The following is a 17,390-nucleotide window of genomic DNA, read 5'->3' on the forward strand; positions in this document are numbered from 1 at the left end:
ACTCTTTGTCAGCGCGCGCCCTGCTCAACGTCCGAGCGGAGTGCGAATGCCCGGCACATCTGAGCGAAGACTTGCTTCGCCCGCATGCGCCGGACATGAAATCGTAAGCGTTACTCTGCCGCCTCGGACGTCGTGGCCGGGCCGATCTTGGAGTTGTGCAGGTCGACGTTGAGGCCGAGCGAGCGCATTTCCTTGACCAGCACGTTGAACGATTCCGGGATACCTGCCTCGAACGTGTCGTCGCCGCGCACGATCGCCTCGTACACCTTGGTACGGCCGGCGACGTCGTCCGACTTCACGGTCAGCATTTCCTGCAGCGTGTAGGCGGCGCCGTACGCTTCGAGCGCCCAGACCTCCATTTCGCCGAAACGCTGGCCGCCGAACTGCGCCTTACCGCCCAGCGGCTGCTGGGTAACGAGCGAGTACGGTCCGATCGAACGCGCGTGGATCTTGTCGTCCACGAGATGGTGCAGCTTGAGCATGTAGATGTAGCCCACTGTCACCTTGCGGTCGAAGGCGTCGCCGGTCCGGCCGTCATAGACGGTCGACTGGCCCGAGGCGTCGAAGCCCGCGAGCTTCAGCATTTCCTCGATGTCGGCTTCCTTGGCGCCGTCGAACACCGGCGTTGCGATCGGCACGCCGTGGCTGAGATTGCGGCCGAGCTCCATCAACTCGTTGTCGTTCAGCGTCTTGATGGTTTCATCGTCGCCATAGATCTTCTTCAGGGTCTCGCGCAGCGGCTTGAGATCCTGCTTCTGATAATAGGCGTCGATGGTCTGGCCGATGCGCTTGCCGAGGCCCGCGCAGGCCCAGCCGAGATGCGTCTCCAGAATCTGACCGACGTTCATGCGCGATGGCACGCCGAGCGGATTGAGCACGATGTCGGCATGGGTGCCGTCCTCGAGAAACGGCATGTCCTCGATCGGAACGATCTTGGACACCACGCCCTTGTTGCCGTGACGGCCGGCCATCTTGTCGCCGGGCTGGATCTTGCGCTTCACCGCGACGAAGACCTTGACCATCTTCATCACGCCGGGCGGCAGTTCGTCGCCACGCTGCAGCTTCTCGACCTTGTCGAGGAAGCGCTGTTCAAGGCCTTTCTTCGATTCGTCGTACTGCTTCCGCATCGCCTCGATTTCAGCCATCAGCTTGTCGTTGGGCGAAGCGAACAGCCACCACTGCGAGCGCGGATGCTCGTCGAGCACCGCACGGGTGATCTTGGTGTCCTTCTTGAAGCCCTTCGGACCGGCGATGCCCTGGCGGTTTTCCAGAAGCTCCGCCAGACGGCCGTAGACGTTACGGTCGAGAATCGCCTGCTCGTCGTCGCGGTCCTTGGCCAGACGCTCGATCTCTTCCCGCTCGATCGCCAGAGCGCGTTCGTCCTTGTCGACGCCGTGACGGTTGAACACGCGCACTTCGACGATCGTGCCCTGCACGCCCGGGGGCACGCGGAGCGAGGTGTCGCGGACGTCGGACGCCTTTTCGCCGAAGATGGCGCGCAGCAGCTTTTCTTCCGGCGTCATCGGGCTTTCGCCCTTCGGCGTGATCTTGCCGACCAGGATGTCGCCGGCGCGAACTTCGGCGCCGATGTAAACGATACCGGCTTCGTCGAGATTCTTCAGCGCTTCTTCCGAAACGTTCGGAATGTCGCGGGTGATTTCCTCCGGACCAAGCTTGGTGTCGCGGGCCATCACCTCGAACTCCTCGATGTGGATCGAGGTGAAGACGTCGTCCTTCACGATCCGCTCGGAGAGCAGGATCGAGTCTTCGAAGTTGTAGCCATTCCACGGCATGAACGCGACCAGCACGTTGCGGCCGAGCGCGAGTTCGCCGAGATCGGTCGAGGGACCGTCAGCGATGATGTCGCCCTTCTTGACGATGTCGCCGACCTTCACCAGCGGACGCTGGTTGATGCAGGTCGACTGGTTGGAGCGCTGGTACTTCATCAGCCGGTAGATATCGACGCCCGACTTGGTGGGATCGAGATCCTCGGTGGCGCGGATCACGACGCGGGTAGCGTCGATCTGGTCGATCACGCCGGAACGGCGCGCCGCGATCGCAGCACCCGAGTCACGCGCAACCACGCCTTCCATGCCGGTGCCGACGAACGGCGCCTCGGCGCGAACCAGCGGCACCGCCTGGCGCTGCATGTTCGAGCCCATCAGCGCGCGGTTGGCGTCGTCGTTCTCGAGGAACGGGATCAGGGCCGCGGCAACCGAAACCAGCTGTTTCGGCGACACGTCCATGTAGTCGACCTTGTCCGGCGTGATCGGCAACACTTCGCCGGCGTGACGGCAGATGATCAGGTCCTCGGTGAAGCGGCCCTTGGCGTCGAGCGGCACGTTGGCCTGCGCCACGCGATAACGGCCCTCCTCCATCGCCGAGAGGTACACGACCTCCTCGGTGACGCGGCCGTCCTTGACCTTGCGGTAAGGCGTCTCGACGAAGCCGTACTTGTTGACGCGCGCAAACGTCGCCAGCGAGTTGATCAGACCGATGTTCGGGCCTTCCGGCGTCTCGATCGGGCAGATACGGCCGTAATGCGTCGGATGCACGTCGCGCACTTCGAAGCCGGCGCGCTCGCGGGTCAGACCGCCCGGTCCAAGCGCCGAGAGACGGCGCTTGTGGGTGATCTCCGACAGCGGGTTGGTCTGGTCCATGAACTGCGACAGCTGCGAGGAGCCGAAGAACTCGCGCACCGCGGCAGCCGCCGGCTTGGCGTTGATCAGGTCCTGCGGCATCACGGTGTCGATATCGACACTGGACATGCGCTCCTTGATCGCGCGCTCCATGCGCAACAGGCCGATGCGGTACTGGTTTTCCATCAATTCGCCGACCGAACGCACCCGGCGGTTGCCGAGATGGTCGATGTCGTCGATCTCGCCCTTGCCGTCGCGCAGGTCGACCAGCGTCTTGATGACGGCCAGGATGTCTTCCTTGCGCAGCGTGCGGTGGGTGTCGGGCGCGTCGAGTTCGAGGCGCATGTTCATCTTGACGCGGCCGACCGCGGACAGGTCGTAGCGCTCGCTGTCGAAGAACAGCGACTGGAACATGGTCTGCGCCGAGTCGATGGTCGGCGGCTCGCCGGGACGCATCACGCGGTAGATGTCGAACAGCGCGTCTTCACGCGTCATGTTCTTGTCGGCATGCAGCGTGTTGCGGATGTAGGCGCCGACATTGACGTGGTCGATGTCGAGCAGCGGCAGTTCCTTGTAGCCCTGCTCGTTGAGCGCCTTCAGCGACTTCTCGGTCAGTTCCTCGCCGGCTTCGGCGTAGATTTCACCGGTCTTCGGGTTGACGAGGTCCTCGGCCAGATAGTTGCCGATCAGCTCTTCGTCCGACAGACGCAGCGCCTTGAGGCCCTTTTCCTGCATCTGGCGCGCGCTGCGCACGGTCAGCTTCTTGCCGGCCTCGAGCACGACCTTGCCGGTGTCGGCGTCGATCAGGTCGTTGATGGTCGAGTAGCCACGGAAACGGGTGGCGTCGAACGGCACGCGCCAGCCTTCCTTGGCACGCTTGTAATTGATCTTCTTGTAGAAGGTGGACAGGATCGTCTCGCCGTCGAGACCAAGCGCGTACATCAGCGAGGTCACGGGGATCTTGCGGCGGCGGTCGATGCGCGCGAACACGATGTCCTTGGCGTCGAACTCGATGTCGAGCCAGGAACCGCGGTACGGGATCACGCGGGCGGCAAACAGCAGCTTGCCGGACGAATGGGTCTTGCCCTTGTCGTGGTCGAAGAACACGCCGGGCGAACGGTGCATCTGGGAGACGATGACGCGCTCGGTGCCGTTCACGACGAAGGTGCCGTTCATGGTCATGAGCGGGATATCGCCCATGTAGACGTCCTGCTCCTTGATGTCCTTGACCGACTTGGCGCCGGTTTCCTCGTCGATATCGAACACGATCAGGCGCAGCGTCACCTTCAGCGGCGCCGCATAGGTCATGCCGCGCTGGCGGCACTCGTCGACGTCGTATTTCGGCGGTTCGAATTCATAGCGGACGAACTCCAGCATCGATGTGCCGGAGAAATCCGAGATCGGGAACACCGAACGGAAGACCGCCTGCAGGCCCTCGTCCAGACGGCCGCCGACCGGCTCATCGACCATCAGGAACTGGTCATAGGACGCCTTCTGAACCTCGATGAGGTTCGGCATCTCTGCGACTTCCTTGATGTGTCCAAAAAACTTGCGGATGCGTTTGCGACCGGTGAATGTCTGCTGCGCCATCGTGGCCTCTCATTTTCGTCGCCCTTGATGGACGAACCTTCCGAAGCGCGATTGCCATCGCCCCCGGGTTGAATTTTCGAATCGCTTCGCCGGAACCAAGCCCAAATTCAGGAATTAAGTCCCAAATTCGTTCTCCAGACCTTCAAAACGCAAAACGACGCGCGAGGCGCATGACTGCACCTCGCCCGTCCAACCATCGCTTCACGGACTGAAAAAGCCCGAAATTTGACTGTCTCCCAACGGCTTACGCCGAGAACCCTGCCGTCCCCGCCGCCTACCGTATTTTCCTGCTGCCAACCCGATATGGGATGACAATAGTGGAGATTCGAGGGTTAACCCCGCGAATCCCCACACATTTTTGTGTACGCCGTGCGTCCGGTTGTCCCATAGCACGACTTTTGCCTCGATCCCGGGTGCAGCTGCGCCCCGCCCGGGACCTTGTCTCAAGTAACTTGCGTTACTTGAGTTCAACCTTGGCGCCGGCCTTTTCGAGCTGGGCCTTGATCTTCTCGGCTTCGTCCTTGTTGACGCCTTCCTTGACCGGCTTCGGCGCGCCTTCGACGAGGTCCTTGGCTTCCTTGAGGCCCAGGCCGGTGATGGCGCGGACTTCCTTGATGACTTCGATCTTCTTCTCGCCGGCGGCGGCGAGGACGACCGTGAAGTCGGTCTTTTCTTCAGCGGGAGCGGCGGCAGCGCCACCACCGGCCGGACCGGCAACCGCAACGGCGGCAGCGGCGGACACGCCCCACTTTTCTTCAAGGAGCTTTGCGAGCTCGGCAGCTTCGAGCACGGTCAGGCTCGAGAGGTCGTCGACGATTTTCTGTAAGTCAGCCATTGATCTGTTTCCTTAAACGTATTGGTTCGAACCAGGTTTGATTTGCGAAGGGTCAGGCCGCTTCGCTCTTTGAGGCATAGGCCTGGACGACGCGCGCGAGCTTGGCCGCGGGCGCAGTCGAGAGCTGAGCGATCTTGGTCGCCGGCGCCACCAGGAGGCCGACAAGCTTTCCGCGCAGTTCATCGAGTGACGGCAGCGAGGCAAGAGCCTTCACGCCGTTAACATCCAGGACGGTTTTACCCATCGAGCCGCCGAGAATGACGAACTGCTCGTTCGTCTTGGCGAATTCGATGGCAACCTTCGGCGCCGCTACCGGATCGTCTGAAGTGGCGATCACGGTCGGTCCCTTCAGCAGGGAACCGATGGCAACGACATCCGTGCCTTCAAGAGCAATTTTGGCGAGACGGTTCTTCGAGACCTTCACCGACGCACCCGCCAGCTTCATCTGCGTGCGCAGCTTCTGCATCTGGGCCACGGTGAGGCCGGAATAGTGGGCGACGACTGCAACGCTGGTGGTCTTGAAGACCCCGTTCAGCGCTTCAACCGCGTCCTTTTTTGCCGCTCTTTCCACAGCAAGCTCTCTCCGGTTGGCGGCCTTCGCGTGAGGCGAGACCGCCGGGTTGCACCCACCGTCTCACCCAAACCTGACCTCAAGACACCAGTCCTTCGGACACGTCGGGCAAGACGACATTGAAAAGCCTGCCCTCCCGAACCAGATGGCGCGGGGTGTCGAGGTTCGAACCAAATCGGCCCACACGCCGCATGATGCGACGCCGAGCAAAATCCGGTCTTCACCCGTCTGTGCAGGCTATGCTATTAAGCCGTTGAAGAAATTTGCATTTCAGTGCAAATTTCAACTTCGGCGCCTGCAGTCTTGGACAGGATCGAGGTTATCCGGCAAGCCGGACGCCCCCTGCCGCATTCCAGCCTGACGATGAGTTTCCTTCCTTTCGAGCAATCCATAGCGGATGTCCTGAAAGGAATGATCTCCTACCGTGTCGGGTTTTCGGAATGCGAGCACAGACGTGCCAGCAACGGCCAGCACGCCCGGAAGCCGTTCTTTACCGAGTCTCGCCCGTCTTGCCAAGGGCAAAATTCAGGCCGCGGCGCTTAGGGGAACAAAGGGCGCGCGATTTTTTTCGCCCCGTTCTGTCACACCGGAGGCCCCTCGCTCGTCTAACGGCGCAGGAGGTTCAAAATGCAGCGCTCATTAGCAGCAATTCTCGCGATACCCGCCCTCATCAACGGCCTGACCATGCTCGTCGCCGGGCCGTTCTGGTACGCCAATGTCCCCGGCGTCACCGATACCGGGCCCTTCAACCCGCATTTCGTCCAGGACATCGGCCTGGCGTTTCTTGCCGCCGGTCTGTCGCTCGCGGCACGGGCCTGGCGTCCGCGGTACTGGCCGGCCGCCGTCGCCGGCGCCGGGTTCCTCGCCGCACATGCCCTGCTCCATTTGGTCATGATCGTCGGCGGGCACTCCCACCACGTTGGCTTCGACCTGCTCGTCATCATCCTGCCGGCGGCCGTCGCCCTCTATTCCGCCTTCCCCAGCAAAGGAGAATATTATGCGTAGTTGGATCGCGCGCCGCATGCTGCGCGCCACAGCCGAGCGTTACGGTTACGACACGAGCTATCTGGAGATGATGCTGAAGGAGGCGCCCGCCGCGTTCTTCAAGTTTGCGTCCGTGATGAAGGCCGCGGGGCATCGCGAGGTGGTTCCTGTCGAAGCCAGCTTTGCCGCCAAACTCGTCGGCACCCTGGCGGAAGATTGCGGCCCCTGCACGCAGCTCTGTGTCGACATGGCGCTGGAAGCCGGCATGACCAGGGACGAGATCGAAGCGGTGTTGCGGCGCGATCCCCGCGCGATGAGCGACACCACTTGTCTGGCGTTTCGGTTTGCCGATGCCGTAGTGCGGCGCTCGACCGACGACGAGGAATTTCGCGACGCCGTGCGCGCCCAATGGGGCCAGAAAGGCGTTATCGATTTGACGCTGGCGCTGCAAATGGGCCGGATGTTCCCGATGGTGAAGGCCGGGCTCGGCTATGCCAGGGAATGTCGCCGCGTCACGGTGGATGGACATAATGTCGATGTCGTCAAACAGGCCGCTTGAAGGCGACCCGCTGGCGCCCCATCGCGGGCGCCTGCTCGGGCTCGCCTATCGCATGCTCGGCAGCCGCAGCGACGCCGAAGACATCGTGCAGGATGCCTATCTGCGCTTTGCCGGCGCCCACGACGTTCACAACCCCGAGGCCTTTCTCGTCACCATCGTGACGCGGCTTTGCCTCGACCGCCTGAAGAGCGCGAAAGCGCGGCGGGAAGTCTATGTCGGGCCCTGGCTGCCCGAGCCGGTCTGCGATACGGAGGGTCTTTCGCCCGACGCGGCGACAGAACTCGCCGATGACCTTTCGTTTGCGTTGCTGCTGGCGCTGGACCGGCTGTCGCCGATGGAGCGCGCGGCGTTCCTTCTGCACGACGTCTTCGATACGCCATTTTCCGAGATCGCCGCCATGCTCGACCGGTCAGAGGCAGCGTGCCGGCAACTCGCAACCCGGGCCCGCCGCGCGGTGCGCGACCAACGCCCCGCGCCGGCCGCAACGCCGGATAATCACGCCCGCCTGCTGATGGCGTTCGGCGAGGCCGTAACCAGCGGCAATGTGGCGCGTTTGGCCGAGCTGCTGCGCGAAGACGCGGTTGCGATCACCGATGGCGGCGGCCGCAAGACAGCCGCGCGCAATCCGATTCACGGCGCCGACAAGATCGCCCGCTTCTTCATCGGCCTTGCGGCCAAGAATCCCGGACATGAGCTTCGCGTCGAACCGGCTGTCATCAACGGCGCCATTGGCGCCCTGTTCTATGTCGACGGCGAACTCGATCACACGCTGAGCGTGGCGATCGACGGGGAGCGGATCGCGGCGATCTATATCGTCCGCAATCCCGACAAGCTGCGGCACCTGCTGCCGGCTTCCCGGCACTAGAGCCGGGCCCCATCCTACTTTGCATGGGGTTGTTTTCGCGATTTTGATTCGGCTTCCCCCGATCAGCCGAGTTTCACGCCGTAAGGCAACGGCTTCCCGGCGAAATACGCCTCGAGATTGGCCATCACACAGTCCTGCATCGCCACATGCGATTCCAGCGTGTGACCGCCGATATGCGGGGACAATACGACGTTCGGCAGCGCCGTCAGCGCGTCCGGCGCATGCGGCTCCCTGGCGTAGACGTCGAGGCCGGCGCCGGCGATGGTCTGGTCGGTCAGCGCCGCGACCAGCGCCTGCTGATCGATCACCGAACCGCGCGCGATGTTGATGACGTAGCCGTCCCTGCCGAGCTTGTTCAGGATATTGGCGTCAACCACGTGGTGGGTGTCGCTGCCGGCGCGAACCGCGATCATCAGCACGCTGCACCATTCCGCGAGCGCCTCGAGCGTCGGAAAATATTGATACGGCACGTCGTGTTGGCTGCGGCTGAAATAGCCCACTTCAGTCTCGAAGGCTGCGACACGCGCGGCGATCTTGCGGCCGATCTCCCCCATGCCGTAGACGCCGATCCTGCGGCCGAGCATGCCGGCCTGCGGACGCATCATCGGTGATGGCTTTGCGCCAGCCCAGCTACCACTTCGCACGTAATCGTCGGCCACCAGCAACCGCCGGGTCGCGGCCAGCATCAGCGTCACCGCAATGTCGGCAACAGAGGCAGCATTCGCGCCCGGGCTGTGGCCGAGCACAATCTTGCGCTTTGCCACAGCTGCGAGATCGACGCCGTCATATCCGGTGCCGTAACAGACAATGGCTGCGAGTTCTGGCATCGAATCCATCACATCGGCGCGGAGTGGCGTGCCGCCTGCCGTGATCATCGCGCGAATACCGGAGAGTTGTTCGGCCGAGAACGTCTCGTTCGGCGGCTTGCCCGCAGCTTCCAGCAATTCGAAGCGCTCACCGATCCGCAGCATCAGGGCTTTTGGGAAACGCGAATAGACCAGGACCTTTTCGGGCATGTTGTTCTTTCCCTGTCGCAAAGCAAAGGGCGGAACCGGTCACCCGATTCCGCCCTGTTTTCTCATTGCTGCCGCAAGACCTTAACCGAGCAGCGTGCCCGGCTCGACCTTGACGCCCGGGCCCATGGTGGAGGAGACCGCCACGCGCTGGATGTAGGTGCCCTTGGAGCCGGCGGGTTTCGCCTTGGAGACCGCATCCGCGAGCGCCTTGACGTTCTGCACCAGCTTCTCTTCGGTGAACGACGCCTTGCCGATGCCGGCCTGCACGATGCCGGCCTTCTCGACGCGGAACTCGACCGAGCCGCCCTTGGCGCCCTTCACGGCGGTGGCGACGTCCATCGTCACGGTGCCGATCTTCGGGTTCGGCATCATGCCGCGCGGGCCGAGCACCTTACCGAGGCGGCCGACCAGCGGCATCATGTCGGGGGTGGCGATACAACGATCGAAATCGATCGCACCGCCCTGCACCTTCTCGACCAGGTCTTCGGCGCCGACGACGTCAGCACCCGCTGCCTTGGCCTCTTCCGCCTTGGCGCCGCGCGCGAACACGCCGACGCGCAGGGTGCGGCCGGTGCCGTTCGGCAGGGTCACCACGCCGCGGACCATCTGGTCGGCGTGACGCGGATCGACGCCGAGATTGATCGCGATCTCGATCGTCTCGTCGAACTTCGACTTGGCGCGTTCCTTGACCATCTTGATGGCGTCCGCGAGCGGATAGAGCTTCTCGCGGTCGACGCCCTCGCGGGCCTTCTTCAAACGTTTTCCGATTGCCATGGTCCGTTACCCCGCAACTTCCAGACCCATCGAACGGGCGGAGCCCTCGACCATCTTCATGGCCGACTCGACGGAATCGCAATTGAGATCCTTCATCTTCTTTTCGGCGATCTCGCGCACCTGCGCTTTGGTCACCTGGCCGGCCTTGTCGCGGCCCGGGGCTTTCGAACCGGACTGGATCTTGGCGGCCTGCTTGAGGAAGAATGACATCGGCGGGGTCTTCATCTCGAAGGTGAACGAACGATCGGCGTAGATCGTGATCACCACCGGAATCGGGGTGTTCTTTTCTTCCTTCTGCGTCTGGGCGTTGAACGCCTTGCAGAATTCCATGATGTTGAGACCGCGCTGACCAAGCGCGGGACCGATCGGGGGCGAAGGATTCGCAGCACCCGCCGGCACCTGCAATTTCAGGTATCCGGTCACTTTCTTTGCCATACGTCACTCCTCATGTTGCTCCGGATCATCCGGTAGCTTCACAGGACCGTGGTGCGGTTCAACGGATGACTGGCGATCACCCATCTCCTCCCACGGCACTTTTCCCTCTCCCCGCATGCGGGAAGAGGTCAAGACGATCAGACCTTCTCGACCTGACCGAATTCCAGTTCGACGGGCGTGGCGCGGCCGAAGATCGACACCGCGACCTTCACGCGGCTGCGCGCCTCGTCAATTTCCTCGACCACGCCGGAGAACGACGCGAACGGCCCATCGGCCACGCGGACGTTCTCGCCGATTTCGAACGACACCGACGCCTTCGGACGTTCGACGCCTTCCTGCACCTGGTGCAGGATCCGCATCGCCTCGGAGTCCGAGATCGGCATCGGCTTGTTTTCGGCGCCCAGGAAGCCGGTCACCTTGGGCGTGTTCTTGATGAGATGGAACGCCTCGTCGGTCAGCTTCATCTTCACCAGCACGTAGCCCGGGAAGAACTTGCGCTCGGCGTCGATCTTGCGGCCGCGGCGCACCTCGGTGACCTTTTCGGTCGGCACCAGGACCTGCTCGAACAGTTCCTCCAGCCCGCGCTGCTTGGACTGTTCGCGGATCGATTCCGCAACCTTCTTCTCGAAGTTCGAATAGGCGTGAACAATATACCAGCGCTTGTCCATCGTTTGGGTTCCGGTGCTCATCAGTGGACGCCCAGCAGGAAGGTAATGAGATAGCGGATGATCATATCCGCGGCGAAGAAGAAGATCGAAGCCAGCGCAACCATCACGAACACCATGATGGTGGTGATGGTCACTTCGCGGCGGGTCGGCCAGGTGACCTTGGCGGTCTCCGAACGCACTTCCTGCAGGAACTTGAACGGGCTGAGAGCCATCGTTGGGTACCGCGTCCTTCGTGAAACGAATGTCTGAATTTAAGTGAATCCGAACAGCCCTCTAGCGCCCAGCCCTCTCTCGAAGGATGAGCCGCCAAGCGGGCTCGATTGTTCGGGGGATTTCAAAGCCGCGCCGGATATCCGCATAACGGGCCAGCAGCAGGTGGCGGGTATCTACTGCCAGTCGGGCAAAAGGTCAAGGTACGCGCCGGCCGGCGGAAAGGCCCCCGGGCCGGCGGAAACGCCCCGGGCCGGACCGAAGGCCCTTGGTTAACCGCTGGTGCCGGGCGCCCCTCAAATCCGAATCAGAGCGTGGTCGGGTTCTTAAAGGCTCCCCGCCATCCTGACGGTTCCCTTGATGGACCGTGAGGTGACGATGTCGCTGCTTAACCAACACCAGACCGGTCAGGACGGACCTGCAGGTGACATCGCCTGGAGCGTTCTCGACGCGGCCAACGACCTCGGCGATACCGTCACCATCGATGCCTGCCGGCGGGTGATTGATGCGAATCTGCGAGGCCTCGAGCCCGCGACTTCGGACATGGCGATCGTGGTGGGATTCTTCGGCTAGATCCGGACTGGCGGCGGAAAGCTCGCGCAAGTCCTTGATTTGGCTGGCAGGGGCGGCAGGGCTCGAACCTGCGACAACCGGTTTTGGAGACCGGTACTCTACCAACTGAGCTACACCCCTATCGCGAACCATGCGTCGCCGCCGGTTTCGGCCCGTTTCAAGCATAGGCAATGCCCCGATTGCAAGGGCGAAGCGGTTACCGCCCCTCTGGAAATCGGTAACCGCCCTGTTCAAGTCAAGTGTTCTGCGCCAAACTTGCTCCCTGCCATAACAACAAGAGCAGTGGGAGAGACCATGAACGCGCAGACCGCCCCCAAACACGCCGCCGCCCCGCAGACCCCGTCCCTCCCCCACGCCAAGCCGGAACAGATCGGGTTGTCCACTGCCCGCCTGCAACGCATGTCGGACGCCTTCAAGCGCGAGGTCGACAAGGGAACCCTGCCGGGTGCGACCGTGCTGGTGGCCCGCCGCGGCCAGATCGGCTGGTTCGACGCGATCGGCCGGCAGGCGCCCATCTTGTCCGCGCCGATGGCGCACGACAGCATCTTCCGCATCTTCTCGATGACCAAGCCGATCGTCTCTGTTGGAATCATGATGCTGATCGAGGACGGCCACTTCCTGCTCAGCGACCCCGTCGCCAAATTCATCCCCGAATTCGCCGGCCAGAAGGTCGGCGTTGAACACAACGGCCAGCTCGATCTGGTGCCCCTGAAGCGGCAGATGACGGTACAGGACCTGCTGCGCCACACTTCGGGTATCACGTACGACCACACCGGCAACGGACTGGTGCAACAGCTCTATCAGCAATCGCGGCTGCGCAGCCGCAAGATCACCAATGCCGAACATGCCGCGATGGTCGCGACCATGCCGCTGATCTGCCAGCCCGGCGCGGAATGGAATTACAGCCGCTCCACCGACATCCTCGGCCGCATCATCGAAGTCATCTCCGGCAAGTCGCTCGGCGCCTTCCTGACCGAGCGCATCCTGGCGCCGCTGCAGATGGCCGAGACCGCGTTCCACACCGCAGAGGAAAATGCCGGCCGGCTGGCCGAGGCATTCCCGACTGATCCCTGGAACGGCGACAAGGTCCAGCTCTTCAACATGCTCGAAAAGCCGGTGATGGAATCCGGCGGCGGCGGGCTGGTGTCGACCACGATGGACTATGCGCGCTTCAGCCAGATGCTGCTCAACGGTGGCACCCTGGATGGCAACAGGATCGTTGGACGCAAGACGCTGGAACTGATGGCGTCCGATCACCTCGCCCCATCGGTCAAGGTCAACTCGCCCTTGATGCCGGCCGGCCACGGCTTTGGCCTCTGCTTTGCGGTCCGCACCCATGACGGCATGGCGCCGTTCCCGGGCTCGCGCGGCAACTTCTTCTGGAGCGGGATGGCCGGGACGTTCTTCTGGATCGACCCGAAGGAGGACCTGTTCGCGGTGTTCATGATGCAGGGCCCGGGCCAGCGGGAGTACATCCGCACGATGTTGCGGAACCTGGTATACGCGGCGGTGGAGTGAGCCTCCTTACACGCATTACACGCAACTAAATTCCGTCGTCCCGGACAAGCGACCACTTGCGAGCGCGATCCGGGACCCATACGCCGCGGCCCATCGGTGAAATCGCTGGCGTTAGATACTTTCTGCGGCAACGATCGCTGCGGAGTATGGGTCCCGGCCTTCGCCGGGACGACGAATAGCCTCAACTAATCGTCGCCCCACCATCGATCACGATGGTCTGGCCGGTCATGAAGTCGCCGGCCGCCGATCCCATGAACACCGCCGCGCCGGCGATCTCGTCGGGGGTGCCGATGCGGAGCAGCGGCGAGCGTGCGGTCGAGGCTTTCAGGGTATCGGGATTGTCCCACAGCGCCTTGGCGAAATCGGTCTTGATCAGGCCGGGCGCGATGCAGTTCACGCGGATGTTGTGCTTGCCGTATTCGCAGGCGAGGTTGCGCGCGAGCTGCATGTCGGCGGCCTTCGAGATCGCGTAGGCGCCGAGCACGGTCGAGCCCTTCAGACCGCCGATCGAAGACACGATGATGATCGAGCCGTCCTTGCGTTCGATCATCTGCGGCACGACCATGTTGATCAGCCAGTTGTTGGCGACGATGTTGTTGTCCAAAATCTTGCGGAACTGATCGTCGGAGATGCCGCCGAGCGGACCATAGTAAGGATTGGACGCGGCGTTGCAGACCAGCACGTCGATCTTGCCGAAGGCGCGGTTGGATTCATCGACCAGGTTTTGGAGGTTTTCCTTGCTCGAAATATTCGCCGCGACCGAGACCGCCGTGCCCTTGCCGAATTTTTCGTTGATCGATTTGGTGACGGAATCGCAGACGTCCTGCTTGCGCGAGGAGATCACGACCTTGGCGCCGTGCTCGGCCATCCGCTCGGCGATGGCAAGGCCGATGCCGCGCGTGGAGCCGGTGATGACGGCGACTTTGCCCTTCATGTCGAACAAGCTCATGTCTCTCTCCCAAATGTTGGTCCGGCGGTCCGCCGGTTTTGGTTTTAAACCTAACGTCATTCCGGGGTGATGCGAAGCATCGAACTACGATGTGCAATTGCACATCGGAGAATGACGACTCACGCAAGCTTCGTCGCAGGCGGCACGATCTCCGGCCCGGCCGGCTGATGCATCGCATTGTGCGAGGCGTCCGCAATCCACGGCTGCTGGTTGACCATCGGCAGCCGCCAGATCGAATGACCTTCGGCGGAGATATGGTCGAGCCGCGTCACCGATACATTGTCGATGTCGAAAGCGAGGCCCTTGTCGGGTTGACCGCCCAGCGCAAGACCAATGGCGGCCTTGATCGTTCCGCCATGCGCGGCGACGATCACGTCCTTGCCCGCCTGCTCTTTCGTGATGCGCTCGATCGCACCTCGAACGCGATAATAGAGATCCATGAAGCTTTCGCCGCCGGGCGCGGGTTCGTCGATCGCCGCGAACCAGTGGCTGCCGGCGGGTTGCCTCGCCAGAAACGCCGCGCGATTCATGCCCTGCCATTCGCCGAGATGCTGTTCGGCAAAGGCCTTCTCGTGCGGCATGTCCGCGGGTTTGGGAAATCCGGCGTCCCAGATCGCGGCAGCGGTCTGATGCGTGCGCTTCAGGTTGCTTGCATACCAGACCGCGTTGCGCGGCAGGATTTTTCCGACCGCGTCGAACACCACGCGATCGCTGGTGTCGCAGCCCAGATCCTTTTGCCCGTAGATGCAGCCGCCGTCCTCGCGGACCGGCGCATGCCGCACCCACCACCAGCGCGTCGTGACTTCATTCGGCTTGGCTGGATTGGACATCGCCAAAATCCCTCAATAGTGTTTGCAATAATCGTTGATGTCGCTGTACGTCAGAGCGCGCATCGCCTCAAGTCACTTCGACGTTCTTGAGCGTTTGAAATCTTGTTTGAAATTCCGCAAGGCGGCAGACGCCGACCGAACAAACTCCAGGGAGAACCTCATGGGCCGCCTCGAAGGCAAATCCGTCATCATCACCGGCGCAGGCAGCGGCATCGGACGCGCGGCCTCCTTGTTGTTCACCAGGGAAGGCGCAAAGCTGATTGCGGTCGATCGCAGCGAAGCGGTGAAGGAAACCGCAAAGCTCGTCAGTGACGCCGGCGGCATTGTCGAAGCCGTGATGGCGGATGCGGGATCGGAAGCCGACGTGAAGGCCTTCATCGACAAGGCGGTCTCGAAATACGGCAAGCTCGATGCGATCTGGGCCAATGCCGGCGTCAGCGGCGGGCTGGTTCCGATTCCCGAACAGACGGTGGAGCACTGGCAGGAAGTGCTGCGCATCAATTTGATCGGACCGTTCCTCGCAATCAAGCATTCGATGCCGCACATGATCAGGCAGAAGTCGGGCTCGATCGTCTGCACCGCTTCCGTCGCAGGTCTCAAGGCCGGCGCCAGCGGACATCCCTATGGCGCAAGCAAGGCCGGTGTGATCAGTTTGGTGCAGACGACCGCCTATTCGCTGTCCGGCACCGGCGTGCGCATCAACGCAGTCTGTCCGGGCCTGATCGAAACCGGCATGACCAAGCCGGTGTTCGATCGCGCCAAGGAGCGCGGCACCCAAGACAAGATCGGCCAGCTCAACCCGCTGAAGCGCGCCGGCCAGCCGCATGAACTCGCCGCAATGGGACTGTTCCTTGCCAGCGACGACGCGTCCTATGTCAACGGTCAGGCGATCCCGGTCGACGGCGGTTTGACGGCGTCGATGCCGTATACGGGCAAGCCGGTTTAGGTTTCGCTCTATCAACTTGTCGTCCCGGCGAAGGCCCTAGGGCATGCACACATCTAGTTTATTGGGGATTCCCGAATCGGCATTTTGTGTGATTCATATTGCGACACTTCGGCTTTGGCAGAGGTGTCGACATGCTGGCGCAAATTGACTGGTCATTGGGTCGGTTCGGGGATCGTCGTCTCGAAAAAGGGGGGCGGCGCTCGTCGAATGCATGGTCGCTGGCAAGGATGTCTGCCTGCGGCGGCTTGCGAAGGGTGTTCGGGCGCAGGAGGTGCGGTTCAACCGCTTTCTCGGCAATTCCAAGGTGACGACCGCGCGGGTGATCGAAAGCTGGAGCGAGGGCACGGCAACCGCGGCGGAAGGCCGTCATGTGCTGGCGATCCAGGATACCAGCGAAATCAATTTTGCCACGACGGCACAACGCCGGCGCGGCCTCGGCGAGATTGGCCACGGCAACACCCGCGGGGTGTTGCTGCACCCGATGTTGGCGGTAGACGCCGAGAGCGGCAGCTGCCTTGGCCTGTTGCACGGCGAGGTTTGGACCCGCCAGGGCCGCCGCACCGTCTCGCACGATCAGCGCGACCTCACGGACAAGGAATCGCAGCGCTGGATCGCGACCGCGCTGGCGGCCAAGCCGCTGCTGGCCAAGGCCGCTATGGTGACCATGCTGGGCGACCGCGAGAGCGATATCTTCGCTCTCTATGCCAGCGCCCTGAAAGAGCAGTTCCACGTCATTGCTCGCAGCATGCACGATCGCAAGCTGGCGGATGCTTCCGGCCTGTATGCGGCCAGCGAGGCCATGACCATCATCGAACAGCGAGCCATCGTGCTGCCTGCGCGGGCACAGCGGGCTGAGCGAGCCGCGCTTCTCGATCTGCGCTTCGGCGCCGTGAAGCTGGCCAGACCGCAAACCAGGTTCCTGCGCCATTTGCCGAAAAGCCTCTCGCTGACCCTGGTCGATGTGCGTGAGGTCGAGCCTCAGGCCGGCATTGAGCCGCTGCACTGGCGGCTGCTCACGACGCATCCGGTGACCACGGCAGAAGAGGCTTGGCGCATCGTCGAATGGTACAAGCGGCGGTGGCTGATCGAGCAGTTCTTCCGCATCCTCAAGACGCAAGGCTTCAAGCTCGAAGACAGCCAGGTCGGGACTGCCGAGCGGCTCCTCAAGTTGGTCGCGATCGCAGCCAAGGCGGCGGTCATTACCCTCCAACTCGTGCAGGCACGCGATGGCCGTGATCACCAGCCCATTCGGATTGCCTTCGATGCCACGGAAGTCGCTACCCTCGCCGCCTTCAATCGCAATCTCGAAGCTCAAAGCAAACGGCTCAGAAATCCGCATCCGCCCGACAGCCTCGCGTGGGCCGCCTGGATCGTCGGCCGGCTCGGCGGCTGGGACGGTTACCCCTCGTCCAAGCCGCCAGGTCCCAT

The 17,390-nt window shown here is 62.7% G+C and carries 17 protein-coding genes and 1 tRNA gene; 7 read left to right on the forward strand and 11 right to left on the reverse strand.

Annotated features, from left to right (window positions below):
- Positions 1–110 precede the first annotated feature (110 nt).
- The 3 genes from rpoB to rplJ form a co-directional block, all read right to left on the reverse strand.
- Entirely contained in the window at positions 111–4,229 is a 4,119-nt protein-coding gene (gene rpoB, locus JQ567_RS20930) for a DNA-directed RNA polymerase subunit beta (protein ID WP_212414902.1), read from the reverse strand.
- Between the two features lie 457 nt (positions 4,230–4,686).
- On the reverse strand, positions 4,687–5,064 hold the full coding sequence (gene rplL / locus JQ567_RS20935) for a 50S ribosomal protein L7/L12 (RefSeq protein WP_192733878.1): 378 nt from the start codon (positions 5,062–5,064) through the stop codon (positions 4,687–4,689).
- 52 nt (positions 5,065–5,116) lie between these two features.
- Positions 5,117–5,635, reverse strand: coding sequence for a 50S ribosomal protein L10 (gene rplJ / locus JQ567_RS20940; RefSeq protein WP_212440535.1), 519 nt, complete (start codon positions 5,633–5,635; stop codon positions 5,117–5,119).
- A 627-nt stretch (positions 5,636–6,262) separates the two neighbouring features.
- On the opposite strand from rplJ, the gene JQ567_RS20945 reads away from it, so the two are divergent.
- From JQ567_RS20945 to JQ567_RS20955, 3 genes are read left to right on the forward strand one after another with little or no spacing between them, the layout of a single operon-like run.
- Positions 6,263–6,640: a hypothetical protein gene (locus JQ567_RS20945; protein ID WP_212440536.1), complete on the forward strand. Its 378-nt coding sequence runs from the start codon at positions 6,263–6,265 to the stop codon at positions 6,638–6,640.
- Positions 6,633–7,178 carry a hypothetical protein gene (locus JQ567_RS20950; protein WP_212440537.1) on the forward strand — a complete coding sequence of 182 codons (546 nt, stop codon included), beginning with the start codon at positions 6,633–6,635 and terminating at the stop codon, positions 7,176–7,178. The genes JQ567_RS20945 and JQ567_RS20950 overlap by 8 nt, the downstream gene beginning before the upstream one ends.
- A complete protein-coding gene (locus tag JQ567_RS20955; protein ID WP_312017436.1) occupies positions 7,150–8,043 on the forward strand; it encodes a sigma-70 family RNA polymerase sigma factor in 894 nt (297 codons plus the stop codon). Before JQ567_RS20950 ends, JQ567_RS20955 begins: the two co-directional genes overlap by 29 nt.
- A gap of 62 nt (positions 8,044–8,105) precedes the next feature.
- Here JQ567_RS20955 and JQ567_RS20960 read toward each other — a convergent pair whose 3' ends face one another.
- The 5 genes from JQ567_RS20960 to secE form a co-directional block, all read right to left on the reverse strand.
- Positions 8,106–9,059, reverse strand: a complete 954-nt coding sequence (locus JQ567_RS20960) for a 2-hydroxyacid dehydrogenase (protein ID WP_212440538.1) — start codon at positions 9,057–9,059, stop codon at positions 8,106–8,108.
- 81 nt (positions 9,060–9,140) lie between these two features.
- Positions 9,141–9,833: a 50S ribosomal protein L1 gene (gene rplA / locus JQ567_RS20965; RefSeq protein ID WP_192733881.1), complete on the reverse strand. Its 693-nt coding sequence runs from the start codon at positions 9,831–9,833 to the stop codon at positions 9,141–9,143.
- A gap of 6 nt (positions 9,834–9,839) precedes the next feature.
- Complete coding sequence (gene rplK / locus JQ567_RS20970) at positions 9,840–10,268, reverse strand: 50S ribosomal protein L11 (RefSeq protein WP_065728804.1); 429 nt, start codon at positions 10,266–10,268, stop codon at positions 9,840–9,842.
- A 137-nt stretch (positions 10,269–10,405) separates the two neighbouring features.
- On the reverse strand, positions 10,406–10,936 hold the full coding sequence (gene nusG, locus JQ567_RS20975) for a transcription termination/antitermination protein NusG (RefSeq protein WP_212440554.1): 531 nt from the start codon (positions 10,934–10,936) through the stop codon (positions 10,406–10,408).
- 20 nt (positions 10,937–10,956) lie between these two features.
- Positions 10,957–11,148 (reverse strand): preprotein translocase subunit SecE, encoded by a 192-nt coding sequence (gene secE / locus JQ567_RS20980; protein WP_212440539.1) that lies wholly within the window; start codon positions 11,146–11,148, stop codon positions 10,957–10,959.
- Between the two features lie 376 nt (positions 11,149–11,524).
- Here secE and JQ567_RS20985 point away from each other — a divergent pair, with 376 nt between their 5' ends.
- Positions 11,525–11,719: a hypothetical protein gene (locus tag JQ567_RS20985; RefSeq protein ID WP_212440540.1), complete on the forward strand. Its 195-nt coding sequence runs from the start codon at positions 11,525–11,527 to the stop codon at positions 11,717–11,719.
- 44 nt (positions 11,720–11,763) lie between these two features.
- Here JQ567_RS20985 and JQ567_RS20990 read toward each other — a convergent pair.
- Positions 11,764–11,839: transfer RNA gene (locus JQ567_RS20990), tRNA-Trp, on the reverse strand.
- 174 nt (positions 11,840–12,013) lie between these two features.
- Here JQ567_RS20990 and JQ567_RS20995 point away from each other — a divergent pair.
- Positions 12,014–13,237 carry a serine hydrolase gene (locus JQ567_RS20995; protein WP_212440541.1) on the forward strand — a complete coding sequence of 408 codons (1,224 nt, stop codon included), beginning with the start codon at positions 12,014–12,016 and terminating at the stop codon, positions 13,235–13,237.
- 181 nt (positions 13,238–13,418) lie between these two features.
- Here the strand turns inward: JQ567_RS20995 and JQ567_RS21000 are convergent, their stop codons facing one another.
- The gene (locus JQ567_RS21000) at positions 13,419–14,186 is read right to left on the reverse strand and encodes an SDR family NAD(P)-dependent oxidoreductase (protein ID WP_212440542.1); all 768 of its coding nucleotides are present in this window, start codon (positions 14,184–14,186) and stop codon (positions 13,419–13,421) included.
- Between the two features lie 119 nt (positions 14,187–14,305).
- A complete protein-coding gene (locus tag JQ567_RS21005; protein ID WP_212440543.1) occupies positions 14,306–15,016 on the reverse strand; it encodes a histidine phosphatase family protein in 711 nt (236 codons plus the stop codon).
- Between the two features lie 160 nt (positions 15,017–15,176).
- On the opposite strand from JQ567_RS21005, the gene JQ567_RS21010 reads away from it, so the two are divergent.
- Both JQ567_RS21010 and JQ567_RS21015 read left to right on the forward strand, forming a co-directional pair.
- Positions 15,177–15,962: an SDR family NAD(P)-dependent oxidoreductase gene (locus JQ567_RS21010; protein ID WP_192733888.1), complete on the forward strand. Its 786-nt coding sequence runs from the start codon at positions 15,177–15,179 to the stop codon at positions 15,960–15,962.
- A gap of 211 nt (positions 15,963–16,173) precedes the next feature.
- A partial coding sequence (locus tag JQ567_RS21015) for an IS4 family transposase (protein ID WP_212440544.1) occupies positions 16,174–17,390 on the forward strand: 1,217 nt, incomplete at its 3' end.

The sequence above is a fragment of the Bradyrhizobium sp. AUGA SZCCT0431 genome, from assembly GCF_018131065.1.
Lineage (GTDB): Bacteria > Pseudomonadota > Alphaproteobacteria > Rhizobiales > Xanthobacteraceae > Bradyrhizobium.